At 43.8% G+C, this 24,056-nt stretch carries 19 protein-coding genes; 4 read left to right on the top strand and 15 right to left on the bottom strand.

Annotated elements, in window-relative coordinates; translation table 11 throughout:
• Positions 1–263: 263 nt before the first annotated feature.
• From trmH to ACYQ28_RS16270, 5 genes are read right to left on the bottom strand one after another with little or no spacing between them, the layout of a single operon-like run.
• Complete coding sequence (trmH, locus tag ACYQ28_RS16290) at positions 264–950, bottom strand: tRNA (guanosine(18)-2'-O)-methyltransferase TrmH (protein ID WP_460051797.1); 687 nt, start codon at positions 948–950, stop codon at positions 264–266.
• A gap of 24 nt (positions 951–974) precedes the next feature.
• Positions 975–2,030 (bottom strand): protease SohB, encoded by a 1,056-nt coding sequence (gene sohB, locus ACYQ28_RS16285; RefSeq protein ID WP_460051795.1) that lies wholly within the window; start codon positions 2,028–2,030, stop codon positions 975–977.
• A 16-nt stretch (positions 2,031–2,046) separates the two neighbouring features.
• Entirely contained in the window at positions 2,047–2,700 is a 654-nt protein-coding gene (locus tag ACYQ28_RS16280; protein WP_460051793.1) for a cation/multidrug efflux pump, read from the bottom strand.
• A 10-nt stretch (positions 2,701–2,710) separates the two neighbouring features.
• Positions 2,711–3,580, bottom strand: a complete 870-nt coding sequence (nudC, locus tag ACYQ28_RS16275; RefSeq protein ID WP_460051792.1) for an NAD(+) diphosphatase — start codon at positions 3,578–3,580, stop codon at positions 2,711–2,713.
• A 15-nt stretch (positions 3,581–3,595) separates the two neighbouring features.
• Positions 3,596–5,293, bottom strand: coding sequence for a pilus assembly protein (locus ACYQ28_RS16270; RefSeq protein WP_460051790.1), 1,698 nt, complete (start codon positions 5,291–5,293; stop codon positions 3,596–3,598).
• A gap of 609 nt (positions 5,294–5,902) precedes the next feature.
• On the opposite strand from ACYQ28_RS16270, the gene nhaB reads away from it, so the two are divergent.
• A complete protein-coding gene (gene nhaB / locus ACYQ28_RS16265) occupies positions 5,903–7,435 on the top strand; it encodes a sodium/proton antiporter NhaB (protein WP_460051788.1) in 1,533 nt (510 codons plus the stop codon).
• Positions 7,436–7,568: 133 nt separating this feature from the next.
• On the opposite strand, the gene sthA is transcribed toward nhaB, so the two are convergent.
• From sthA to ACYQ28_RS16215, 10 genes are all read right to left on the bottom strand, one after another.
• Positions 7,569–8,972 (bottom strand): Si-specific NAD(P)(+) transhydrogenase, encoded by a 1,404-nt coding sequence (gene sthA / locus ACYQ28_RS16260; protein WP_460051787.1) that lies wholly within the window; start codon positions 8,970–8,972, stop codon positions 7,569–7,571.
• A gap of 246 nt (positions 8,973–9,218) precedes the next feature.
• On the bottom strand, positions 9,219–9,446 hold the full coding sequence (gene nqrM / locus ACYQ28_RS16255) for a (Na+)-NQR maturation NqrM (RefSeq protein WP_460051785.1): 228 nt from the start codon (positions 9,444–9,446) through the stop codon (positions 9,219–9,221).
• A gap of 11 nt (positions 9,447–9,457) precedes the next feature.
• Complete coding sequence (locus ACYQ28_RS16250; protein ID WP_460051783.1) at positions 9,458–10,525, bottom strand: FAD:protein FMN transferase; 1,068 nt, start codon at positions 10,523–10,525, stop codon at positions 9,458–9,460.
• Positions 10,491–11,708 carry an NADH:ubiquinone reductase (Na(+)-transporting) subunit F gene (gene nqrF / locus ACYQ28_RS16245; RefSeq protein ID WP_460051782.1) on the bottom strand — a complete coding sequence of 406 codons (1,218 nt, stop codon included), beginning with the start codon at positions 11,706–11,708 and terminating at the stop codon, positions 10,491–10,493. Before nqrF ends, ACYQ28_RS16250 begins: the two co-directional genes overlap by 35 nt.
• 12 nt (positions 11,709–11,720) lie before the next feature.
• Entirely contained in the window at positions 11,721–12,329 is a 609-nt protein-coding gene (nqrE, locus tag ACYQ28_RS16240; RefSeq protein WP_460051780.1) for an NADH:ubiquinone reductase (Na(+)-transporting) subunit E, read from the bottom strand.
• Positions 12,330–12,331: 2 nt separating this feature from the next.
• Positions 12,332–12,988 carry an NADH:ubiquinone reductase (Na(+)-transporting) subunit D gene (locus tag ACYQ28_RS16235; RefSeq protein ID WP_460051779.1) on the bottom strand — a complete coding sequence of 219 codons (657 nt, stop codon included), beginning with the start codon at positions 12,986–12,988 and terminating at the stop codon, positions 12,332–12,334.
• A 2-nt stretch (positions 12,989–12,990) separates the two neighbouring features.
• Complete coding sequence (locus ACYQ28_RS16230) at positions 12,991–13,752, bottom strand: Na(+)-translocating NADH-quinone reductase subunit C (protein ID WP_460051778.1); 762 nt, start codon at positions 13,750–13,752, stop codon at positions 12,991–12,993.
• On the bottom strand, positions 13,745–14,941 hold the full coding sequence (locus ACYQ28_RS16225; RefSeq protein WP_460051776.1) for an NADH:ubiquinone reductase (Na(+)-transporting) subunit B: 1,197 nt from the start codon (positions 14,939–14,941) through the stop codon (positions 13,745–13,747). Before ACYQ28_RS16225 ends, ACYQ28_RS16230 begins: the two co-directional genes overlap by 8 nt.
• 4 nt (positions 14,942–14,945) lie before the next feature.
• A complete protein-coding gene (locus ACYQ28_RS16220) occupies positions 14,946–16,289 on the bottom strand; it encodes a Na(+)-translocating NADH-quinone reductase subunit A (RefSeq protein WP_460051775.1) in 1,344 nt (447 codons plus the stop codon).
• A 572-nt stretch (positions 16,290–16,861) separates the two neighbouring features.
• Positions 16,862–18,310, bottom strand: coding sequence for a glyceraldehyde-3-phosphate dehydrogenase (locus tag ACYQ28_RS16215; RefSeq protein ID WP_460051773.1), 1,449 nt, complete (start codon positions 18,308–18,310; stop codon positions 16,862–16,864).
• Between the two features lie 266 nt (positions 18,311–18,576).
• Here ACYQ28_RS16215 and mfd point away from each other — a divergent pair, with 266 nt between their 5' ends.
• The 3 genes from mfd (at position 18,577) to ACYQ28_RS16200 (ending at position 23,995) form a co-directional block, all read left to right on the top strand.
• Entirely contained in the window at positions 18,577–22,017 is a 3,441-nt protein-coding gene (gene mfd / locus ACYQ28_RS16210; protein WP_460051772.1) for a transcription-repair coupling factor, read from the top strand.
• 437 nt (positions 22,018–22,454) lie between these two features.
• Positions 22,455–23,522 carry a CsiV family protein gene (locus ACYQ28_RS16205; protein ID WP_460051771.1) on the top strand — a complete coding sequence of 356 codons (1,068 nt, stop codon included), beginning with the start codon at positions 22,455–22,457 and terminating at the stop codon, positions 23,520–23,522.
• A gap of 125 nt (positions 23,523–23,647) precedes the next feature.
• A complete protein-coding gene (locus ACYQ28_RS16200) occupies positions 23,648–23,995 on the top strand; it encodes a metalloregulator ArsR/SmtB family transcription factor (RefSeq protein ID WP_460051769.1) in 348 nt (115 codons plus the stop codon).
• Positions 23,996–24,056 lie beyond the last annotated feature (61 nt).

Here is a 24,056-nt window from a genome sequence, read left to right as displayed (position 1 = left end):
ATGTATAGAAGTTTTCTCATTGAGATCAACAGCAATTATGAAGAAATTGTTTAACCTAGGCCGCCTGCACGATGGACAACTCAGCAATATGGTTAATACTTAAAAAGCAGCTGGCTACATGCCCCAAAACTGTAGTCAGTCGGGTCTTGTGCCCGGTGTTAAGGATTGTTCCTTAATGTTTCACTCCTAATGGTCTTGGCCCGACGCTCTCCCCCCAGGTCGTCGGGCTTTTTTATGCGCCTAATTCTCCGAGCTTTGAATTATCACCGGTGTTCGCGAACCGATTGATACCATGTCGATGCATTAATAATTTCTCCATCTTCTGAAGATACTGGAGGATAAGGTATACGGTTGTTGTCGCAAAACTCGGCCACTTTGGGATGTGCCCATTGGAAAAATCGTCTTACGCGGTGTTCTTCTGGTAAACGACGGGTGCCAATGATTCCGGCTTTATTGCGTTGAAGTAATGCTTCTTGAAGAATAATCGCAGTGGCGACAGAGACATTCAGTGACTCGACCATACCAATCATTGGGATTTGAATGAGTTGATCACAGAAGCCCTTAGCCTCGGCACTTAAGCCATTTTTTTCAGCACCTAATACCAATGCTGTGGGTTTGGTGTAATCAACATCACGATAATTGACCGAATTTGCACCAAGTCCTGCTGCAACAACTTGATAACCCAATTGCTTAAGTGTTGCTAATGGTTGACAGATGTCTGCGTGAGTTTCTACCTCAACCCATTTATTGCTGCCAGATGCGGTTCCGCGATAATCGCGATAGCCCATTTTGGGTGTCACCATGTGTATTTTATCAATACCCACAGAGTCACAGGTGCGAATGATAGCGGAGAGATTACGACCTTTATGGACTTCATCAGCAACAACGGTTAAATCCGGTTGCCGATTATTCAGAACGGTCAGCAGGGTGTGATAACGCTCTGGCGTCATAGAAACTGCTACTTTACCAACGAATTAAGCTTTTGGATGAGATTGAAAAAGTCGGCTGATCCACTTAACGGCGAGCTGATCGACACCAACGGAAACCGAGGAGCCAAAGCGCTCCATCATGTTTTTCTTGATAACGTAATCAACGGCAATGACATCGCAACTATCAAGATGATCAGTAATGTAAGCATCGCTGGTGCTAAGCTCATCAATTAAACCAATTTCTTTTGCTTGCGAACCGTACCAAACTTCACCGGTAGCAACTTCTGAAATATTCACGCTAGCCCGGTGGCTAGAGACAAAGTCTTTGAATAAAACATGGGTTTTATCTAAATCTTCGAGAAACTTCTCGCGACCTTTATCGGTATTTTCACCAAACATTGTCAAAGTACGTTTGTATTCACCGGCAGTGTACATTTCGAAGTCAACATCGTGTTTTTTTAAAAGTTTATGAAAGTTAGGAAGTTGAGCAACTACACCAATAGAACCAATAATTGAAAAAGGCGCAGCGATAATTTTGTCGGCAACGCACGCCATCATGTAACCGCCACTGGCTGCTACCTTATCAACGGATACGGTAAGTGGAATACCTTTTGAGCGAATTCTATCGAGCTGACTGGATGCCAAACCATAGGAGTGCACCATGCCGCCACCGCTTTCGAGCTTTAACAAAATCTCGTCCTGAGCGGTAGCTACGTGTAATACTGCGGAAACACAATGTTTAAGTTTTTCAACATCGGATGCTTTGATATCACCGTCGAAATCGAGAACAAAAAGGCGTTTTTTAGTGGGTAATTTATCGCCGGCTTTTAGGGCTTTTTTGTTGGATTTTGACTCTGCCTTAAGACGCTTTTGCTCTTCTTTAAATTCGTTTTTTACTTCTTCGGGTGACAATACGGTTGCTCGAATGGTTTCGAACATATCTTTGTATTGATCGTTAAGATTAGTGGTTTCAATTCTGCCTTTTGTGTGCGATTTATTTTTGCCGGTGAGCGATGCAACAATGGCAACAGCTACGATAACAACAATAGCGACTGTCACAATTTTCGCTATAAATAATCCATAATAAAAAAGAAATTCCAAAATAGTCTTCTCCGACCTAATTCCAAGAGTTTATTGCATTTTCTGCGGCATTATTAAACGGCCGCGCTACTAATCCGGTATGACTTAAAGAGACTTCGTACAATGCTCCATCAGCCATAGGCAAATAGGTTGCGCTTCCGTAGGTGGCATCAACACCGATGGCGTTCAAACTCAGACGCTTACACCACTGCCAAACATCAATGGTGTAATTACTTTCATATATAGGATACACGGATCGAGGTTCGGTTTGTTCTTGTTCCCAAGAGTAGTAGCGGCCACTTATGCGCTCTAGTTTAAAGGCAGGCTTAACACCAAGTGCGGCCAAAAACCCTGGCCACTTTATGATTTTTGCGTCTAATTGCCATTGATCGCCGTTAATATCAAAGTTCATTTCTTGACCTTCGGTGGTCAGTAGACGAGCTTGAAACTTCTGACTTTCGAGCTGACGAAACTCCAGGGTACCAACCGACTTTTCTGCAATAACCTGTTTGTAACTGAAAAAATCTAAGCCAACTAATGCGATAACTATGGCCAAGCCCAAAGCAGTTAAACCGATGGTGCCTTTTATCCAGCCCATAAGCCAACTGGTTTTAAACAAATAACGTAACGATAAAAATGCTACGAACAGTGCCAGACCAACTAGGATTATGGTTAATAATGTATAGAACATAGTAAGTCCATCAACGTTGTCTTTGAACAAGAAATTCGATCATTTGCCCAGCAATAGAAGTCTTAGGTGGTGTAACCGGCAATTGTTTTAACGAAAACCATTTAGCATCAATGATTTCGTCGCCATCAATGATAATTTCACCACCATTGTAGCGAGCAAAAAAACCAATCATTAATTGATTAGGAAATGGCCACGGTTGACTGCTGAAGTATTGTAACTCATCAACATCAACGCCAACCTCTTCTTTAATTTCACGCCGTGCAGCTTGCTCTAAGGTTTCACCGGACTCCACAAAACCGGCAATACAGCTATACATGTCTGATATGTATTTACCGTGTTTCGCGAGAAGAACTTCGTCATTATTTTTATGTATAAGTACAATAACGCAAGGCTGAATACGCGGGTACCAAAATCGTTTACAGCGGGAACACATTAGGGCGGGCTCTGTGGTGTGTGAGCGAGTTTTACCTGCACAAACTCCACAATATCGATGATCTTCTAGCCAATGGTACAGCTGTATTGCGCGTGACAATAAATAAAACTGTTCGCTGAATTCTTCGACAATTAACGAACGAAGTGTTAGCCAATTGAGAGCATTCTCAGAAGTGTTGTAATGATCAAGCAGCGATTTAGCAACCTTCTTGGAAAAGGCAACTAAACGAACTTCAAAATCGTCGCTACGGTTGACCAGCACGGATTGATCAATAGCAACCGTTAGAGATTGTGTAGTCACAATACCCTGCCCAACCGCAGTGTTTAGAGCATCTTCAATTTCTAATCGGCCAAACAGTACATCGCCAGGAGACTTTGCTAACACTTGCGCGTCACAAACCAGCAAATAATGAACGCTGTTGATTTGTGTTTTTTCTAACGGGCTCAAACTCACCAATCCTTTTTAACTGGCTAAGCCCAAAGAGGCCAAGCTTTCTTCAGCAATTTGCAAAATGCTGTCGTCGGTATTTTTATCAGACTGCAAAGCAGAAACATAGTATTCGAGACTGATGACACAATCGGCAAATGGCTCCAACAATTGCTGCAACACAGCAGGATGCTCGCCAGACATTAATTCAACTTCAACAAATCGATCACACAACTCGAGTACTTTTGCACAGCGAGTACGATGCATTAATGTCATACCGCCACGAATACTTTGAAGCGTTTTGCTGACATTGCGAATGTGGCCTTGATCGAATCCGGATTCGGCGAATGAACTCAGCGCTCGTTTAATAAGCACTAAACCGTTTTCAGCCTCTTGGAGGACGATTTTTTCGGCTTCGGCATATTGATTATCAGCGATGGTTAATTCGGAATCGACGGATTGATAACCCGCTTGCATTTTGTACTGCGAAACGAAATTCTCTACGCCCAATAAGGCATGAGCAACTTCTGAAAGCGCATGAATATCAAGACCTGTGGAGTCGTCTTTTAAAGTCTCGATAATTTTTGCCTGTTGCTTTAAGACAATACTCGGTTGCCCCAAGCCTACCACAGAAAGAATTTCTGCAAGCTTGGCGAGTTGCTCAACTAGCTGGTCAAATTCGTCGGTTGAATGAGAGCTGGCGCTGTTTTCTAAAATGTTTTTGGCAATGGCGATTTCTTCTTCAAATACGGCAATGACCGACTGAATGGTTTTTGCACTGGGCCCTCTGAGTAATTCTGCTTCGCGGGCCAATTGTTCGTCGTCGTAACCTAATCGAGTACAACCAAACTGTTCTAAAAATAGATCAACGTTTTTGGTTTGATCGCCATGCTTGCCAATCGCAGCCCAATATACAAGCTCTTTGGTCAAGGCAATTGGCACATTGGTCTTAACACCTTGAATATCAAATTTAACGAGTTGTTTGATCTGTTTTTCTACTTCCATTAATAGACGCTTGCGGTACTTAGATAAAGGCAAGGAACTATTAATGGCGGCATCGACGGCAAACTGTATGGAAAGCCAAAATGCAGCTATAGGTTTATGGGCATATATGCTCGATAAACGCTCTGCGGCGTTGTACATAATTTTCAGTGGTGCTTTTTGCGGTTTACCTTGCAAGATCGCCAATAATCCGACTTGGAACATGTGTCGAATACGTCCTACCAACGATGGATAATCTTGTTTTTCAACTGTACTTGATCGTAACCAACTAAAACTGCTCACATCTTTAGTAAAACGTTTAATGGAGAAAAAAAAGCTATCTGGAAGTGCTGCTTGATTGGAGATTTTTCTCAAATCATTAATAAACGGCAGCAATATTTCTGGGTGATATAGCTTGGTATTTTCTAAAAACTCTAAGTAACGAGGAAGTGTGAAAAACGCCGTTGTGATTGCTTGCAAATCATCGTCATCTAAGCTGTGCTCACCGGGAGTAATTTCTTGGGCCACAGAGAGCAAAGATTGAGCGAGCAGCTGTGGACCTTTTAGCTGTAATAGGTCTAAGGTGCCCGATATTTGATGTAAGCCTTCGACACAGGCTTGTAAACTCTCAGCATCGGCCGTATTTTCGAAAAAATCTTCAAGTTTTTTGGCAGATTGCTCGATAGTAGAGACAAGCTCTTCTCTAACTACCTTTAAAGAGCTGATTGAATTTGCCGGTAATTGATTTTCCACGAAACGATACCTTAACTATTTGTAGGGCTTTAATCTTGAGCCACGTAGGGATCAAACCTAACGTTGTTTGAGTTAAATCTTTGTTATCTCAATAACTTTAAGCAAAGTCTGACATAAATTTTCGAAAATATGTGTGGCATAAACGACGAATAGACGAAAACCTATCGACAATGTCACTTAAAATAATCAATTGCGATCGTAATTTGCTCGCAGGTATCAAGATTGCTTTCAAGATTGCATTAGTGACTTGTCGTAACGACTACAATAAACATACCTGAATAATAATTTTGTTAGCATCTATAGCCATTAAGCCAATGATTTTGGTTATAATTCATCGAAGGATCAAGATAAGATCCATACAAGTGGCATTGCCTTAATCGCCTAAGCATATACTTAAGCCATTGAAGTTGTCACTTTAAGATTAGTCGAAATGTAATTGAATTAGCTCTATTTTTTATAACTACAATAACGTGAATTGCACACGTAAAGGCTCAACTATCGAGATTTGTTTCCGGTTAGTTGGTTTTCATCATTTCACGGTTACAACTCCTGCAACTCGTACCGATGATTTTTTAAATTTAATAACTTTTTTTAAGTAAGGAAGCAGGCATGGAATTAACGCTATCCCAGGCATTTGGGAAAAACTTTCTTGGCTCGTCACCGATCTGGTACAAGCAGGCAATCATTGCTTTTTTGATTCTTAATCCATTAGTTTATTTTTTCGGCGGAGAATCCAGTGCGTTTATATGCGGCTGGTTATTGATCGCCGAGTTCATTTTCACTCTTGCAATGGCACTCAAGTGCTATCCCCTGCAACCGGGCGGCTTGCTCGCTCTCGAAGCTGTTGCGCTCGGACTAACCGACGCTCATTCCGTCTATCATGAAGTTTCTGCGAACTTACAAGTGATCTTGCTCTTGGTCTTTATGGTCGCGGGCATTTACTTCATGAAAAACCTACTGCTGTTTTTGTTCACAAAAATTCTGATTACCGTACGCTCAAAACTGGGCCTATCGCTGCTCTTTTTGTTGTCGTCAGCGTTTCTTTCAGCCTTTTTGGATGCGTTAACCGTAACCGCGGTACTTATCAGCGTTGTGGTTGGGTTTTACTCGGTCTACCACAAAGTGGCCTCTGGTAAACAAATTACACACACAGACGATCACGACCACGGCGATGACGCCACCATTGTGGATATTCACAGAGAAGATTTAGAGAGCTTCCGGTCTTTTTTACGCAGTTTAATTATGCACGGTGCCATTGGTACGGCATTAGGCGGCGTATGTACCTTGGTGGGAGAGCCACAAAACCTGTTAATTGCTGATGTAGCTGGTTGGGATTTTGCTACCTTCGCTCTTAAAATGGCGCCGGTAACTGCACCGTGTTTTGTTTTAGGTGTGTTAACTTGCGTGTTTTTAGAGAAGACCTCTATTTTGGGTTATGGCGGGAAACTTCCTGATCCAGTGCGAACAATTCTGGAAGATTTCGAGTTAAACGAAAGTAAAAAACGCAAGACCAAAGAAATTGCCGCATTAATTATTCAAGGTATTACCGCGATCTTTTTGATTGTTGCTTTGGCGATGCATTTAGCAGAAGTGGGGATTATCGGTTTAACTGTAATTGTACTGATTACCGCCTTCACAGGTATTACCGATGAACACCAAATTGGTCACGCCTTTGAAGAAGCCCTGCCATTTACAGCTTTATTGGTAGTTTTCTTTTCAGTGGTTGCCGTTATTCATGATCAACATCTGTTTTCACCCATCACTCACGCAGTCTTAAAGTTAGATGCCGATGTACAGGGACCCATGTTCTTTGTTGCCAACGGTATTCTGTCGATGATCAGTGATAATGTGTTTGTAGCGACTGTTTATATTAATGAAGTAAAAGCCGCATTGGATAACACAGATCCGAGCCAAATCACGATCACACGGGAACAATTTGATAAGCTTGCCGTGGCAATTAATACAGGTACAAACCTACCCAGTGTTGCCACACCCAATGGACAAGCAGCGTTCCTATTTTTATTGACCTCGGCGCTTGCTCCGCTGATTCGATTATCTTACGGGCGCATGGTAGTCATGGCGTTGCCCTACACCATTGTACTGTCGATTGCTGGTGTACTTTGTGTTGCTTATCTTTTGTAGCAAACTTTTGCAGAAGATTCTTGTAGGAGACTCTTGTAGGAGACTCTAACTAGCTCCCGCAAAATTTAATTGGAAGACAGAAATAAAAAAGCCCAACCAATGTTGGGCTTTTTTTGAGCTGAAAACTTGTATATTAGGTTCTCATGCGCTTAACACGGTTAATTCCGTTAAGAGCCGCCTGACGATAGGCCTCAGCCATGGTTGGGTAGTTAAACGTCGTTGAAACAAAGTAGTGAATGTTATTAGCATCACCTTTTTGTTTCATAATAGCTTGGCCAATGTGAATAATCTCGGAAGCTTCCGCTCCAAAGCAGTGGATACCAAGAATTTCGTAGGTATCTATGTGGAAGAGTATTTTCAACATACCCACATCTTCACCGGAAATTTGGCCCCGCGCGACGTGTTTAAAAAACGCTCGACCTACTTCGTAAGGGATTCGCTGCGCGGTTAATTCACGCTCGGTTTTACCTAATGAGCTGATTTCAGGTAAGGTGTAAATACCGGTTGGAACCTCAGTTGCGTAATCGGCACTTTCGCCCAACATAATTTTCGCAACCGCTCGACCTTGATCGAAAGACGCACTGGCGAGGCTTGGCCAACCGATAACGTCACCGACCGCGTAAATATTGTCGGCTTCGGTTCTGTAATCTTCATCTACGGTAAGTTGACCACGGTGATCCGCACTTAGCTCTACAGACTCAAGATTCAATAGATCGGTGTTACCAGTACGACCGTTACACCACAACAGCGCATCAGCACGTAATCGCTTGCCTGATTTCAGCGTCAGCGTTACACCGTCATCATCAGCTTTCACGCCCGCGTATTCTTCGTTATGACGTACCATAACCCCACCATCACGCAGATGATAACTAAGGGCATCGGATATTTCGTCATCCAAAAATGAGAGCAGTCTGTCACGGCTGTTGATTAGATCTACTTTTATACCCATACCCACAAAGATAGAGGCGTATTCACAACCAATCACACCCGCACCGTAAATAATTAAACTGATCGGCGAGTGTTTCATCTCAAGAACAGTGTCACTGTCGTAGATGCGTGGATGATCAAAATCAACGTCGGCTGGACGGTAAGGACGCGAGCCAGTACCGATAATAAATTTCTCAGCGGTGAATGTTTCTGTGACACCGTCTTGCAGCTTAACTTGAATGGTATGTTTGTCTATAAAATGGGCGATACCGGTAAACAGTTGAATTCGATTACGTGCATAGTGTGATGCATGCATTTCAACTTGCTTTGGGATTACGCGGTTCGCGGCTTGTAGCACTTGTGGATAGGTTAATGTCTTGTGCTCACCGATTGTTCTAAACAACGGATCGTGGTTAAAACGAATCAATTGCTTAACAACATGTCGCAACGATTTTGAAGGAATGGTGCCTTTATGAGCACAGTTACCACCAACCATAGAACGCGCTTCAATCATCGCCACGCGTTTGCCGTTTTTGGCCAAAGAAATAGCCGCGGACTCTCCTCCTGGTCCGGAGCCTATTACAATTACATCAAAGTTATAGTCACTCATAGTGATACAAAACTGCCCCTGTATTGAGTCTAACTAGGTTTATCGTTGGAGTACGGCAGTTTTTTGAGTCGATAGTAATCGAAAACCGAGTGGTCGAGTTAACAGCACACCTTGATTAGTCTCCAATACGGCTACTGATCCCTCAACTGCCTTTTAACTCGAGTTTAGAGTCGATAACACTGTTCACGGCTTTGAAAGGACAAAACCTGTTGTATTAAGCTCTCAAATTTTTATAGTTTTGTCGGATTATTTTTTTACTTCGTAGGCAAGATCTGTTTTAGCGACAGTGCCATTTTTACGCTCTTCACACTTACTTTCGTCGCCGCCACAAAAATCACAAACGTAATCTTTTTCGCCCAAAGCAGCGCCAATACCGCCACAAGAGCCAGTAATGGGTTTTCTACCCATAATTACACCAACTGACATTGCTGCAACTACAGTTAGTAGAACGAGTAACGTTACAAGAAAAGTCATGGTATTACCTTTCAGTTCATATATTGTTCAAATGTTTCGGAAGGATATTCCGCAAACTTGTCGTGTTCACGCACAATAAAAAAACAAGGAATCTGATTGTCATTACACACTTTAATAGACTTCTCATAACCCAAAACATTCAAACCAGTTGCCAGAGCATCTGCCATTGCACTGGATTTATGTAACACGGTTATAGATGCCAGATTGTGAGTAATGGGCTTACCTGTACGTGGATCTATTGTGTGAGAATAACGAACTCCGTCATCGTCGAAGTAGTTTCTATAATCTCCAGAAGTAGCCATGGCAAGATCTTCTACCTCGATGGCTTGTGCTGGATCGTTTCTGCCGAGAGTAGGAGCTTCAATACCAATACGCCAGCGAGAGCCGCGATTATTGTGGCCCTTCACACGGATCTCACCACCAATTTCTACGAGATAATTTTCAACTCCGAGCATTTCCAGATAATTCGCTACCTTGTCGACAGCGTAACCTTTCGCCACAGATGACAAATCAACGCTTACATCAGAATTGCGAGTTGCGGTGGAGTTTGTGGCGTCCAAAAGTATTTTTTCGAAACCGACCTTAGCCAGTGCATCACTAATTTCTAGATCACTGGGCACTTCTCTGCGGTTATCAGGGCCAAAGCCCCAAATATTTACTAACGGTGCCACTGTGACATCGAATGCGCCGTGTGTTAACTGATAGACATCAGAGCTTACCTGCAAGATCTCTGTTAATTCTGAAGAGAGAACCACCGGTTCGCCAATGGGCGAGCGGTTAAAACGCATAAGTTCAGAGTCTTTAATATAGGTAGATGCGGCTTGATTGATGTCGCCAAGCAAGTTCATGATTTTCATTGCCACTGTATTAGGGTCAGTCGACAACTCATCATCAATAATGGTGATGTTGTATGTCGTACCCATGGTAGGGCCAGACAAATACAGCGGAACATTCGAATCCGAACACGCAGAAATAAAACCAACTAATACGAAACAAAGTAGGGCCCGATAAACGAGCCCCACTCCATGATTCGAACTTGTCTGCTTAACCACCGAAGTCGTCAAGAAGAATGTTCTCATCCTCTACTCCAAGATTTTTCAGCATGGAGATCACAGCAGCGTTCATCACTGGAGGTCCACACATGTAGTACTCACAGTCTTCTGGTGCTGGGTGATCTTTCAAATAGTTTTCATACAACACATTATGGATGAAGCCTGTAAGACCAGTCCAATTATCTTCTGGTTGAGGATCTGAAAGAGCGATGTGCCAATCAAAATTCTCGTTCTCAGAAGCTAAAGTGTTGTAATCATCTTCATAGAAAAGTTCTCGAAGTGATCGAGCACCGTACCAGAAAGAAATCTTACGTTTAGAGTTCAATCGGCGTAGCTGATCGAAGATATGGGAGCGCATAGGCGCCATACCTGCACCACCACCGATAAATACCATTTCGTTATCGGTATCTTTCGCGAAGAATTCACCGAATGGTCCGAATACAGTAATTTTGTCGCCTGGCTTCAAGCTAAATACGTATGAAGACATTTGACCCGGTGGAATACCTTGAGAGCCAGGAGGTGGAGTTGCAATACGGATATTGAACTTCACTACGCCTTTTTCTTCAGGATAGTTGGCCATCGAGTAAGCACGAATGATCGGCTCATTAACTTTCGATTCGATGTTAAAGAAGCCAAAGCGCTCCCAGTCACCACGATATTGCTCTTCGATGTCAAAGTCAGAGTATTTAACGTGATGAGGTGGCGCTTCTAACTGCACATAACCACCAGCACGGAAGTCTACGTTTTCACCCTCAGGAAGACGAAGAGTCAATTCTTTAATGAAGGTAGCAACGTTCGGGTTAGATTCAACGGTACATTCCCATTGCTTAACGCCAAATACGTCTTCTTCAACGTGAATTTCCATGTCTTGCTTAACAGGAACCTGACAAGACAAACGCCAGCCTTCACGAGCTTGACGCTTATTAAAATGCGCAGCTTCCGTTGGCAGCATTGAGCCGCCACCGCTGTTAACCACACATTTACACTGTGCGCAGCTACCACCGCCACCACAAGCAGAAGGTAAGAACATTCCACTTTCGGCTAGAGTTTGTAGCAATTTACCGCCCGCTGGAACGGTAAGAGTTTTCTCACCGTTCACAACAATGTTCACATCTCCAGTACTTACAAGCTTGGAGCGTGCGCTAAGAATGACTACCACCAACACCAATACGATGGCGGTAAACATTCCTACACCAATTACGATTTCCATGCTCTACCTCACTTATAGATCGATGCCGCCGAAGGACATGAAGCCTAAAGACATCAAACCTACAGTAATGAAGGTGATGCCAAGACCTTGCAGTCCTGCTGGCACGTCGCTGTATTTAAGTTTCTCGCGAATAGCAGCAAGTACGGCAATAGCTAGAGCCCAGCCAATACCAGCGCCAATTCCGAAAACGGTACTTTCTGCAAAGTTATAATCGCGCTCAACCATGAACAATGAAGCACCCATGATGGCGCAGTTCACAGTGATCAAAGGAAGGAAAACACCAAGGGCGTTGTATAGTGCAGGAACATACTTGTCCAACACCATTTCCAATATCTGCACAAGCGCTGCAATTACACCAATGTAAGAAATTAAGCCTAAGAAGCTTAAATCTACATTAGGTAAGCCAGCCCATGCCAAAGCACCGTCAGCAAGAAGGTAGGTATAAAGTAAGTTGTTGATTGGCACAGTTAAGCCCAACACCACAACCACCGCAACACCAAGACCGATGGCAGCATCAACCTTTTTGGATACGGCCATGAAAGTACACATACCCAAGAAAAAGGTTAACGCCATATTGTCGATAAAGATCGAACGAACAAATAAGCTTAAGTAATATTCCATGACTACACCTCTTTAGGCTTAGTATTCGCCGCGATCTTGAATTCCGCTTCTTCGGCTTGTTTAGGTTTCCACGAACGTAGACCCCAAATAATTAAGCCGATTAGGAAGAATGCACTTGGCGGAAGCAACATCAAACCGTTAGAAACATACCAACCACCATCGGTAGTTAATGACAATATTTCTACACCGAATAATTTACCTGAGCCTAGCAGTTCACGAATGAATGCCAAGGTTAAAAGCAATACGCTATAGCCTAAACCGTTACCAATACCGTCTAAGAAACTTGGAATTGGTGGGTTTTTCATCGCGTAAGCTTCGGCACGCCCCATTACGATACAGTTGGTGATAATCAAGCCCACGAATACCGATAGCTGCTTACTGATATCGTAAGCAACGGCTTTTAGGATTTGGTCTACCACGATTACCAGAGACGCAATGATGGTCATTTGCGCGATGATGCGAATACTGCCTGGAATGAAGTTACGCACCGCAGCAACGAAGAAGTTTGAGAAAGCGGTTACCAAAGTCAGTGCAATACACATAACAATGGTTACTTTCAAACTACTGGTTACCGCCAAAGCAGAACAAATACCCAAAATTTGTAACGCAATGGGGTTGTTCTCAAAGACGGGTTTAAAGAGTAACTCTTTTACCTTCATGATTAGGCCTCCCCTTCTTTAAGGTTGGTTAAAAACTTACCAAAACCTTCATCACTCAACCAAAAACGAACTAGGTTGCTGACACCTCGGCTGGTCAAAGTAGCACCAGACAAGCCATCAATTTGATGAGCAGCAGAATCAGCAGCTTTACCCTTGATTACGCGAACAGCAACGTCACCACTGTTGTCGAACATTTCTTTGCCAATCCAACCGGCTTTCCAAGCTGGATTATCAACTTCACCACCGAGTCCTGGAGTTTCACCATGCTCGTAGAAGCCGATACCGGCAACCGTGTTCATATCAGATTCCAAAGCAAGGAAGCCGTATAACGTTGACCAAAGACCGTAACCTCGGATTGGAAGAATCACCTTATCAACATTGCCGTCTTTCTCAACAATGTAAACTTCAGAGCGATTTTCAAGACGCGAAATTTTCGCCAGGTCTTCTTCGGTACTTAACTCACGAGATTGAGATGGATCTTTTGCGGCTGCCACAGGATCGTATGAGTCTGGATCGCCATCGGTGAACTTGCCAGTTTCTAATTGAACAATACGTGTATTGATCTGAGAAAACTGCTCTTCAACAGATTTAGAAGTATCAAGTAAACCTGCTGCCGCAAGAATATTGCGTTTAAAGTCTAATTCTTTGTTAGCAACCTGAGCCGGTTTCAGCATAACTGCTGCCGCAGAAACAATAACGGAGCAAACAATACAAAGAACCAAGGCGACTGTAATAGTGCCAGCTGTAGAGTCTTTATTAGCCACGAGCTAATCTCCTCTTAACATTGCTCTGAACAACGAAATGGTCGATCAATGGAGCAAATAGGTTCGCAAAGAGAATTGCCAACATCATACCTTCAGGGAATGCAGGGTTCACAACGCGAATCACTACCACCATGAAACCAATCAACGCGCCGAAATACCATTTGCCTGTACTGGTCATAGAAGCAGAAACCGGATCGGTAGCCATGAAGACCATACCAAACGCGAAACCACCAAGAACCAAGTGCCAGTACCAAGGTACAGAGAACATTGGGTTAGTATCAGAATCGATGAAGTTAAATAAGGTAGAGGTCGCAACCATACCCAACATAACGCCGGCCATGATTCTCCAAGAAGCAATTTTGGTTAGCAGCAATACTGCACCGCCAATAAAAATTGCCAAGGTAGAAACTTCACCCATCGAACCTTGCATATGACCAATGAAAGCGTCATTCCAAGTTAGAGATAGAGAAGTTTGCATAGCCTCTAAACCATCAACAGCCGCTACCGAAAGCGCAGTCGCACCTGTAAAGCCGTCTACCGCAGTCCAAACTGAATCACCCGACATAAACGCAGGGTAAGCGAAGAATAGAAATGCACGGCCAGACAATGCTGGGTTGAGGAAGTTTTTGCCGGTACCACCAAATACTTCTTTACCGATAACCACACCGAAGGAAATACCCAGCGCAGCCAACCAAAGAGGTAGGGTTGGAGGACAAACTAATGCAAAAAGAATGGAAGTTACAAAGAAACCTTCGTTAACTTCGTGGCCACGTTTCATGGCGAAAAGTACTTCCCAAAAACCACCAACAACGAACGTTACTGCGTAAATGGGTAAAAAGTACAAAGCGCCGTGCCAAATACAATTAAGCACACTGCTGGCGTCAAACGTTCCAATAAAAGCATCGCGCCAGTTACCAATTTCGGTAAGGCCCATAGTTGCCATAGTGGTGTTTGCTTGCCAACCGATGTTGTACATTCCGTAAAAAACTGCTGGGAAGGTACACATCCACACAGTAATCATGATGCGCTTAAGGTCAACGCCATCACGAACGTGTGAAGTTGTCTTAGTTACAGAACCTGGACGATAGAAGATGGTATCAACTGCTTCGAACAGTGCATACCAGCCTGCCCATTTTCCACCTTTGTGGAAATTAGGCTCTATGCCATCTAAAAATTTGCGTAATGACATCAGATTAACCCTCCATCTCAATACGAGTTAAGTTGTCGCGAAGAATCGGGCCATACTCGTATTTGCCAGGGCAAACAAAGGTACAAAGAGCTAAGTCTTCTTCATCCAACTCTAAACAACCGAGTTTTTGAGCGGTATCTGTGTCACCTACGATCAAAGAACGTAATAAATGAGTCGGAAGCACATCAAGTGGCATGACTCTTTCATAGTTACCCACAGGAACCATTGCCCTTTCACTACCAGCGGTCGTGGTATCGAAGTCGAACTTTTTGCCCGAGAACAACTTCGAAATATAAATTCCCATTACCGAGAAGTAATCAAACCCAGGACGCAAGTAATGAACGGGTGGACGATCATCCCCTTCTGCCAACAGAGAAACCTGCAAATGGTAACGCCCAAGGTACGCCAATGGGCCGATCGCTGTACGTCCGCCAAAAACAGAGCCGCTGATAATACGAACTTTGGCTTTGCTGTATTCGCCAGCACACAACTCTTGCAAGTTGGCGCCAAGACGAGTTTTGATCAAACGAGGCTTTTCAACAACTGGACCACCAAGAGCAATCACGCGATCGGTAAAAACTTTACCAGTGGTAAAGAGCTTGCCAATTGCAACAACGTCTTGGTAATTAACCGTCCAAACGGTCTTCTTAACTGATACAGGGTCAAGGAAGTGAATGTGTGTTCCCGCATTACCCGCTGGGTGAATGCCAGAAAACTCTTCAACTTTAACTTGGCTATTGGTACCAGTAAAAACATCGGCGCCAGCTGCTTTACAAACAAACAGAGTACCTTCAGTCAGTTTGGACAAAACGCTCAAACCGTCGGCAAAGTCTTGTTTGTACTCTTGCAAAACTACTGCTGGATCTGCTGCCAATGGATTGGTGTCCATGACATTAATGAAAATAGAATTCGGTTTCGAATCTACGGAAGGAACTTTGCTATAAGGACGTGTACGAAGAACAGTCCAGACGCCAGATTCAATGAGCGTAGAACGAACTTGTTCTTCGGTCAAAGACGCCAACTGGTCACTGGAAAATGACTCGAACGACTCACTGTCGTCACCATCTATATCAATTACGACGGATTGGAATACTCGCTTAGCACCGCGGTTAATAGCCGCTACAGTGCCCGAGGCAGGAGAGGTGTAACGAACACCTTCAGATTTCTTATCGGTGAATAATAATTGACCGACTTTAACCTTGTCACCCACTTGGACCGCCATGGTAGGCTTCATACCATGATAATCCGATCCGATTACAGCTACGGAAGTTACTCGCGATGAGCTGTCAACGATCTGCTGGGGTGCCCCTGTAATGGGTAATTCCAATCCCTTACGGATCTTTATCATACACCTTGCCTAATCACTAGTTGAACAGTGGACAGCTACCAATGTGTGCCTTTAGCAAACTAAAGACTTGGTTTGCTGCATGCTTCTTTGTTGAGGTTGCCATTTATAAAATCTATTAAAGACATTCAAGTTAAAGCTTTTCAGCTACCAGATGTCAATAAGTAAAAAGATCAATAGCAATGTTTATCGAGAAATGCTCAAAGGCAAATCTGCTTTTACCAGCACCCAGCAAAACTTATGCAATAAAAGAGCACCTGTAACGCCAATGTGGCTGGTTAGGTTAAATTGAGAACCCAACGGACACGATAAACCCGTACCGTCACCAAAAAATCCGCGCAATTATAGGATCGTATGGTTTTTCTTTCCAGCGTGGCGCGTAGTTTTTTATGAGAGCTTTGAAGAAAACTATTGTAAAGTCAAAAACTTAGCTCGATATTTCGACAACTAATAAAAACTTACAGGTGAGGTATTAGGCGTTATATGAACAAGAAAGGCATATGACATCCAGCATTATCAGGGGTTTACCCTAATAATGCTGAAGAATAAGGACTGGAATAATCAAGCTCGGCTAATTAGTTAGCGGGATAACTCAAGTACTCAGCACCTGCAACTTTTTCTAGGCAGCGAACAACTTGGCAGCTATAACCAAACTCGTTGTCATACCACAAGTAAAGTACTGCACTTTTGCCATCAACGATCGTTGCTTTAGCATCGAACACACATGCATGGCGAGAACCCACAAAATCACTCGATACTACCTCTGGAGAGTTGGTGTAATCGATTTGCTGAGCCATCGGGGAATGCAATGCGATATTGCGCATGTATTCGTTGATTTCTTCAACTGTGGTTTCTTGTCCCAACTGTAGATTCAATATAGCCATAGAAACGTTAGGCGTAGGAACTCGAATCGCATTACCGGTTAACTTACCTTTCAATTCTGGCAAAGCCTTAGCAACTGCTTTAGCTGCGCCGGTCTCAGTGATAACCATGTTCAAAGACGCTGCTCGACCGCGACGCTCACCCTTGTGATAGTTGTCGATCAAGTTTTGGTCATTCGTGTAAGAATGAACTGTTTCAACGTGACCATGAATAATGCCGTATTTCTCGTTAAGAGCTTTAAGCACAGGAACAATTGCGTTGGTAGTACAAGACGCAGCAGAAATAATCTTATCGTCTGGAGTGATATCGTTATGATTAATGCCGTAAACGATATTTTTTAGATCGCCTTTACCAGGAGCGGTTAACAACACTTTTGCAACGCCGTTGCTCTTAAGATGCTGGCTAAGACCATCTTCATCACGCCAAACACCTGTGTTATCAACGATTAGCGCATTGTTGATACCATAATCGGTGTAATCAATCGTAGCAGGGTTGTCGGCATAGATAACGCGAACTTCGTTACCATTAACAACGAGGGTATTGGTATCTTCATCGATGCGAATGGTACCTTTGAAAGAACCATGCACGGAATCACGACGCAGCAAGCTAGCACGCTTGACTAGATCGTTTTCAGCCTTACCTTTACGAACAACGATTGCGCGCAAACGCAAAGATTCGCCACTACCCGCTTTCTCAACCAATAGACGAGCAACCAAACGGCCAATTCGACCAAAACCGTATAAAACGACATCTTGCGGCTCACTCAGAGGCGCATCACCACCAACAAAGTCAGCTAACTCTTCGGCAACAAACTTATCTGCATCAATTGGCTCACCGCTCGTCATTGCTTTTACGGTTAATTTACCCAGATCAATGCGCGACGCGCTTAGATTAAGTTTTGCAAGAGCTTCAAGAATTGGGAAAGACTCAAACTCTGATAATTCGTTGTCTTCAACCTGGCGAACGAAACGGTGCGCCTTCATAATATCGATAACAGATCGGTTGATCAGCGGTTTTCCGTACATGCTGATGACGACGTTTTTCTCTCTGTACAAGGTCCCAATCGTTGGGATCATAGATTCGGCTAGAGCTTCTCGTTGTTTCCAGTCCTTGAAATAGTCATCCGGCTTTGGTCGATTCACGTGAGTACACCTTCCTGAAATTAGCTTGATGTGGCACAGGCGAGCCTGTGTTGCCCATTTGGGCGGCGATATTATCCAGACATATCTACTGGTTCGCAACAATGTGACTTTTTAAAGCGTGTAAATTTATGCAGCATTGACGTCGTCAACTGGAAACTTTGCGAACAAAAAACACGGTAATTCCAAATATTACGTCTTAAGGTGTACGCATTTACGAAACCAAACGCTACAATTGCGCGCATTTTGTCAAATGCCCGAATTTATTTATGTTTTCTGTTCTGAATCCGCCTAAATACGAAAAAAACCAGTCGCTATGGAGCAACCTGACTCCATCGGCCTTCGCACTCAGTTTAGTGGCTTATGCCAGTCGTGAACCGGGCAAGTACATCATCCTAACACCCGACACCACCTCCGCCGCCCTGCTAGAGCAAGACATTAAAAGCTTCGGCACGTCAAATCCAGACTGCCCGGCGATAATCCATTTTCCAGATTGGGAAACACTGCCCTACGATCACTTCTCTCCAAACGCCGATATTATTTCTGAACGTTTGGAAGCTTTGTACACCATAGGAACCTCAAAAGCCGTTATCGTTATTTTGCCTATTACTTCGCTAATGACGAAACTAAGCCCCAAAGGATTTCTCGAAGGCCGCAGCCTCATCATCGAACCAGGTATGGATTTGGATGTAGACGCTTGTCGCTTGCGATTGGATAGCGCCGGATACAGGCGAGTCGATACCGTACTAGAACACGGTGAGTACGCTATTCGCGGCTCCATCGTTGATATTTTTGCAATGGGTGAAGACGAGCCCTTTCGAATCGACCTCTTCGACTCCGAAATCGACAGCATCCGCACCTTCGATCCCGCAACGCAAATCACCGTAGAAAACGTAAATCACCTTAAGCTGCTACCTGCGCACGAATTTCCTCTCGACGCAGATGGCATTAAACTGTTTCGCGATCACTGGCACACTCGCTTTGATGTCGATCACAAGAAATGCCCAATTTACCAAGATGTTTGCGATGGCATATCGCCACCGGGCATTGAATATTACATCTCGTTATTTTTTGAGGAAATGGGCAGCTTTTTAGATTATTTCGACGAAAATAGCCACATATTCACTTTGGGAGATATTGCCAAATCGGCTCAAGCGTTTTGGCAAGAGATCAGCAGTCGTTATGAAAACTTAAACGTCGACCCTACCCGGCCTCTACTAAAACCAACGTCCATATACAGCACCGTTGAAGAAGTTTTTGCCGCGCTCAAGCGCTTCCCAACCATCGGCGTTAATCAGAGTGCTAAATCTTTAGAAGCCAACACCAAACCAGTGTTAAACATCGCCATCAATCATCAGCTTGAAGATCCGTATGGCAATCTAAAAATTGCGATAAACAACTCGCCTGGACGATTTATATTTTGCGCAGACACCTCAGGAAGACGAGAAATTCTGAGTGAACAGCTGCAAAAAGCAGGTATAAAGCCCAAATTGGTTACGTCGTTTTGGGAGTTTTTGCACGCCAAAGCAGACGTCGCAATTGCGCTTTGCCCAATACTTTCTGGATTCGAACTGACCGATGACTCGGGAACGATAATCACACTCATCGGTGAGTCCGATCTCTACGGATCAAGAGTTGCCGCCACGCGTCGCCGTAAAAAATCCGTCGACGCCACCGAACAAGTCATCAAGCACTTAACCGAACTAGCCATTGATGCCCCTGTGGTTCACATTGATCACGGCGTTGGCCGATACCGCGGCTTACAATTGATTGAGACGGATGGACAGGCCAACGAGTTTTTAACGCTGGAATACGCCGATGAGGCAAAACTCTATGTTCCCGTTGCCAACTTGCATCTCATCAGCCGCTACAGCGGCGCCGATCCAGATTTAGCGCCCTTACATCGGCTAGGTACCGATACCTGGAGCAAAGCCAAACATAAGGCCGCTGAAAAAGTACGCGACGCGGCAGCTGAGTTACTGGCTATCTACGCACAAAGAGCTGCCAGAAGAGGTTCCGCATTCCCAGACCCGGCAGAGCTATATCAACAGTTCGCCGCAAGCTTTCCCTACGATGAAACCGAAGACCAGCAAGCCGCCATTGATGCCGTTGTTGCCGACATGCTTACACCCAAACCCATGGATCGCTTGGTTTGTGGCGATGTTGGATTTGGTAAAACCGAAGTTGCCATGCGCGCCGCTTTTATCGCGGCAATTGCCGGTAAACAAGTCGCCGTGATGGTGCCCACCACCCTACTGGCTCAGCAACACTTTGATAACTTTAATGATCGCTTTGCCCAATGGCCCATTCAGGTTGGCCTGCTATCGCGCTTCCAAACGACCGCTCAAACCAACAAAACGCTCAAGTCTGTTGAAGCAGGTACTATCGACATCATCATCGGAACGCACAAACTGATTCAGTCCGATGTGAAATACAAAGATCTGGGATTGGTGATTATCGACGAAGAACACCGCTTTGGTGTGCGTCAAAAAGAACGTTTCAAGTCACTGCGGGCCGAAATTGATGTGCTTACATTAACGGCAACACCAATTCCAAGAACCCTGAACATGTCAATGCAAGGTGTTCGCGACCTATCCATCATCGCGACGCCTCCGGCAAAACGCTTAGCGGTAAAAACCTTTGTTCAAGAAAATCAGCCAAGTTTGGTAAAAGAAGCGGTCTTGCGGGAAATCCTTCGTGGTGGTCAGGTGTACTATCTGCATAACGAAGTGAAAACCATTGAAAAAATTGCTCAAGAACTTGAAGAGCTGGTGCCTGAAGCCCGGGTTACCTTTGGTCATGGCCAAATGCGCGAGCGCGAACTCGAAGTGGTTATGAACGACTTCTACCACAAACGCTACAACGTGTTGGTCGCGACGACGATCATTGAAACAGGCTTAGACATCCCTAACGCCAACACCATTATCATTGATCGCGCCGATAAATTCGGTCTCGCACAGCTCCACCAGTTACGTGGTCGCGTGGGTCGATCACATCACCAAGCCTATGCTTATTTGCTAACACCGGGACAAAAGAAGCTCACGCAAGACGCGGTAAAGCGCCTGGAAGCCATCAGTCAGGCCACAGAGCTTGGTGCAGGCTTTACCCTCGCCACACACGATTTAGAGATTCGCGGCGCCGGAGAGTTGTTGGGCGAAGAACAAAGCGGACAGATCCAGCACGTGGGTTTCTCGCTGTACATGGACATGCTTGATCGCGCCGTAAAATCCATCAAAGCCGGAAAGCTAGAAGTTAACGCCATTGAAAATCGCGAAGAAACCGAAATTAACCTGCGCATTCCGGCACTCATTCCCGAAGATTATCTGCCAGATGTTCACCTCAGATTAATGCTGTATAAACGACTGGCGAGCACATCCAATGAGCAAGAACTTAACGACCTACAGATTGAGATTATTGATCGATTTGGTTTATTACAGGAACCGACCAAAAATCTAATACGAGTGAATCGGCTTCGCTTTAAAGCCGACCAACTTGGCATCAAAAAAATGGAAGCCAACAATCAGCAAGTTAAGGTCGAATTCAAATCCGATACCCAAGTTGATCCGTTAAAAATTGTTACGTTGGTTCAAAAATTTCCATCCAAATATCAAATGGAAGGCGCGAATAAGCTCAAGTTTATTGACACAATAGAAACCCCAGAAGCAAAACTGCGAGCCGCAGAGCAGGTATTACAAATGCTTAGCCCTTAATTTTTGACGATCAAAACACAAGGGCAAGCCAACTAAAGCGTCAAAAAAATTAAACAGTGCGCTACCAATGGAATTAGTGAAAGCTCAACATAAGTAAAAATTATTTATAGAAAACTCTGATTAACCTAGAGATTCCCGCGACGCAAGGATGTGTCGTTAATACCAAGAACGGTAAATGATTGAAATTGTGAAGAAATTGAAAATCGCATTGTCAATTTCTGCTCTCCGATTAAATCATGGATGAGTTAATCGAAGATTCCTATTGGATAAATACACGTTAAAATATTTAGTGTTTAATGGAACACTTTTTAATTTTAATACCCTAAACCCCTGCCAATTTACTTGAAATACCGGTGAGTTGAGTGCAATCGACCCATTGAAAGAATTGCTTCTACGAAAGCGTGTACAAAGTTGGCAAATAGTATCGATACGAACTTATGAATTTATCCGCAAAATTACGCGCTAACACCCAAAAAATAGCTCAGGCGACGCTACTGACTGCCGCCTTCTTCTGTGCGTCACAAGGTTTTGCACAATCCTCCGCAGATGATCGTTGGTATCAAGTCGAAATTATTGCTTTCTCGCAAACGCTTACGGCACTCGATACCAGCGAAAGCTGGCCCAACTCCATTGCGCTCGCCTATCCACCAGGAACGGTTACATTAAATTCGTCTGAATCGGGTAATCAGGATTCAACTGATTTTCAATCAGAAATTTCCTCTACCTCATCAACGCTGCAAGAGCCGAACAGTTCGTTCTCACACAATGGTGAAAATTCACCGTCGAATCTCACCGAAACCACGGCGAATATCGGTAATGATATAAGCGTAATTCATTCCGCAGAAGCGCCCAACAATTCCGCAAATCCGTATATTAAAAATCTGTTTAAAACCGTTCCAGAAGAAGAATTAAATCTTAAAGAAGAGAAAAAACGCCTCGAACAAAACAATCGCTATCGAGTACTAAGACACGTTGCCTGGCGCCAACCCATTGGCGAGCGAACTGATGCTAAAGCCGTTGTTCTTACCGGAGGCGATAAATACGATAATCACTTTGAATTAGAAGGCACCGTCTCACTCAGCGCGGCAAGATATTTACATATTCAAACAAATCTTTGGCTGACGCAGTTTTATCCAAATCTTGGCGACCAAACAGTTGCGACAATTTGGCCAAGTTTGCCAGAAATACCCAAAAGTAGTGGTATTAATAACTCTGGAACCGATATTAATCGGCAATCTGGTGCAATTAATTTTGGCTCAAATTCCGACAACTCTGCCATAAGTTTTAATTCGCAAAAATCGACAAATAGTTTCAGTCAATTTTCCGATCAATCATTTTCTCTGGCAAACTTTAAACCCCAACGAAAATCCTATTCAGTGGATCAAATTGTGCTTTTGTCAGAAACTAGAAAAATGCGCAGCAATGAACTCCATTACATCGATCATCCCACCATGGGATTACTTGTAAAAGTTACACCTTGGAATCCAGTTAACAACGGCATTTAAATCTGATACAAACTCAGATTAAATGACAATTTAATGACAGAATTTTGAATAGTTGCAAAGAAATATCCGAAAAAATGCGTAAAGTACTTGCCATTGCACGGATGCGTTAGTCTAAGGAGCTAACTGTGGATAATGTAAAGTTTTTTAAATCATTGGCAGACGACACTCGTTTACGTTGTGTGTTGCTAATTCACCAAGAAAAAGAATTGTGCGTGTGTGAGTTAACAGAAGCACTCGACACTATTCAGCCAAAAATTTCTCGCCATCTTGCCCAACTAAGAAGTAGTGGTGTGTTGCTTGATCGCCGCCAAGGCCAATGGATTTTTTATCAGATCCATCCCGAACTTCCACAATGGGCAAAAGACGTTATTGAACATACTTACCAGAACTCAAAAGAATACATTGCTACCAGTAGCTCTCGATTAAAAATCATGGGTGAACGTCCAAATCGTCAAGCGTCTGTTTGCTGCTAAGCCATTAGACAATATACGAAAAAACGTATACATTGGCCCAACTTTGAAAATTCAATCAGGT

The sequence above is a fragment of the Sessilibacter sp. MAH1 genome (assembly GCF_054658315.1).
The sequence above is the reverse complement of the archived record's forward strand: the minus strand, read 5'-3'. Positions and strand labels throughout refer to the sequence as shown.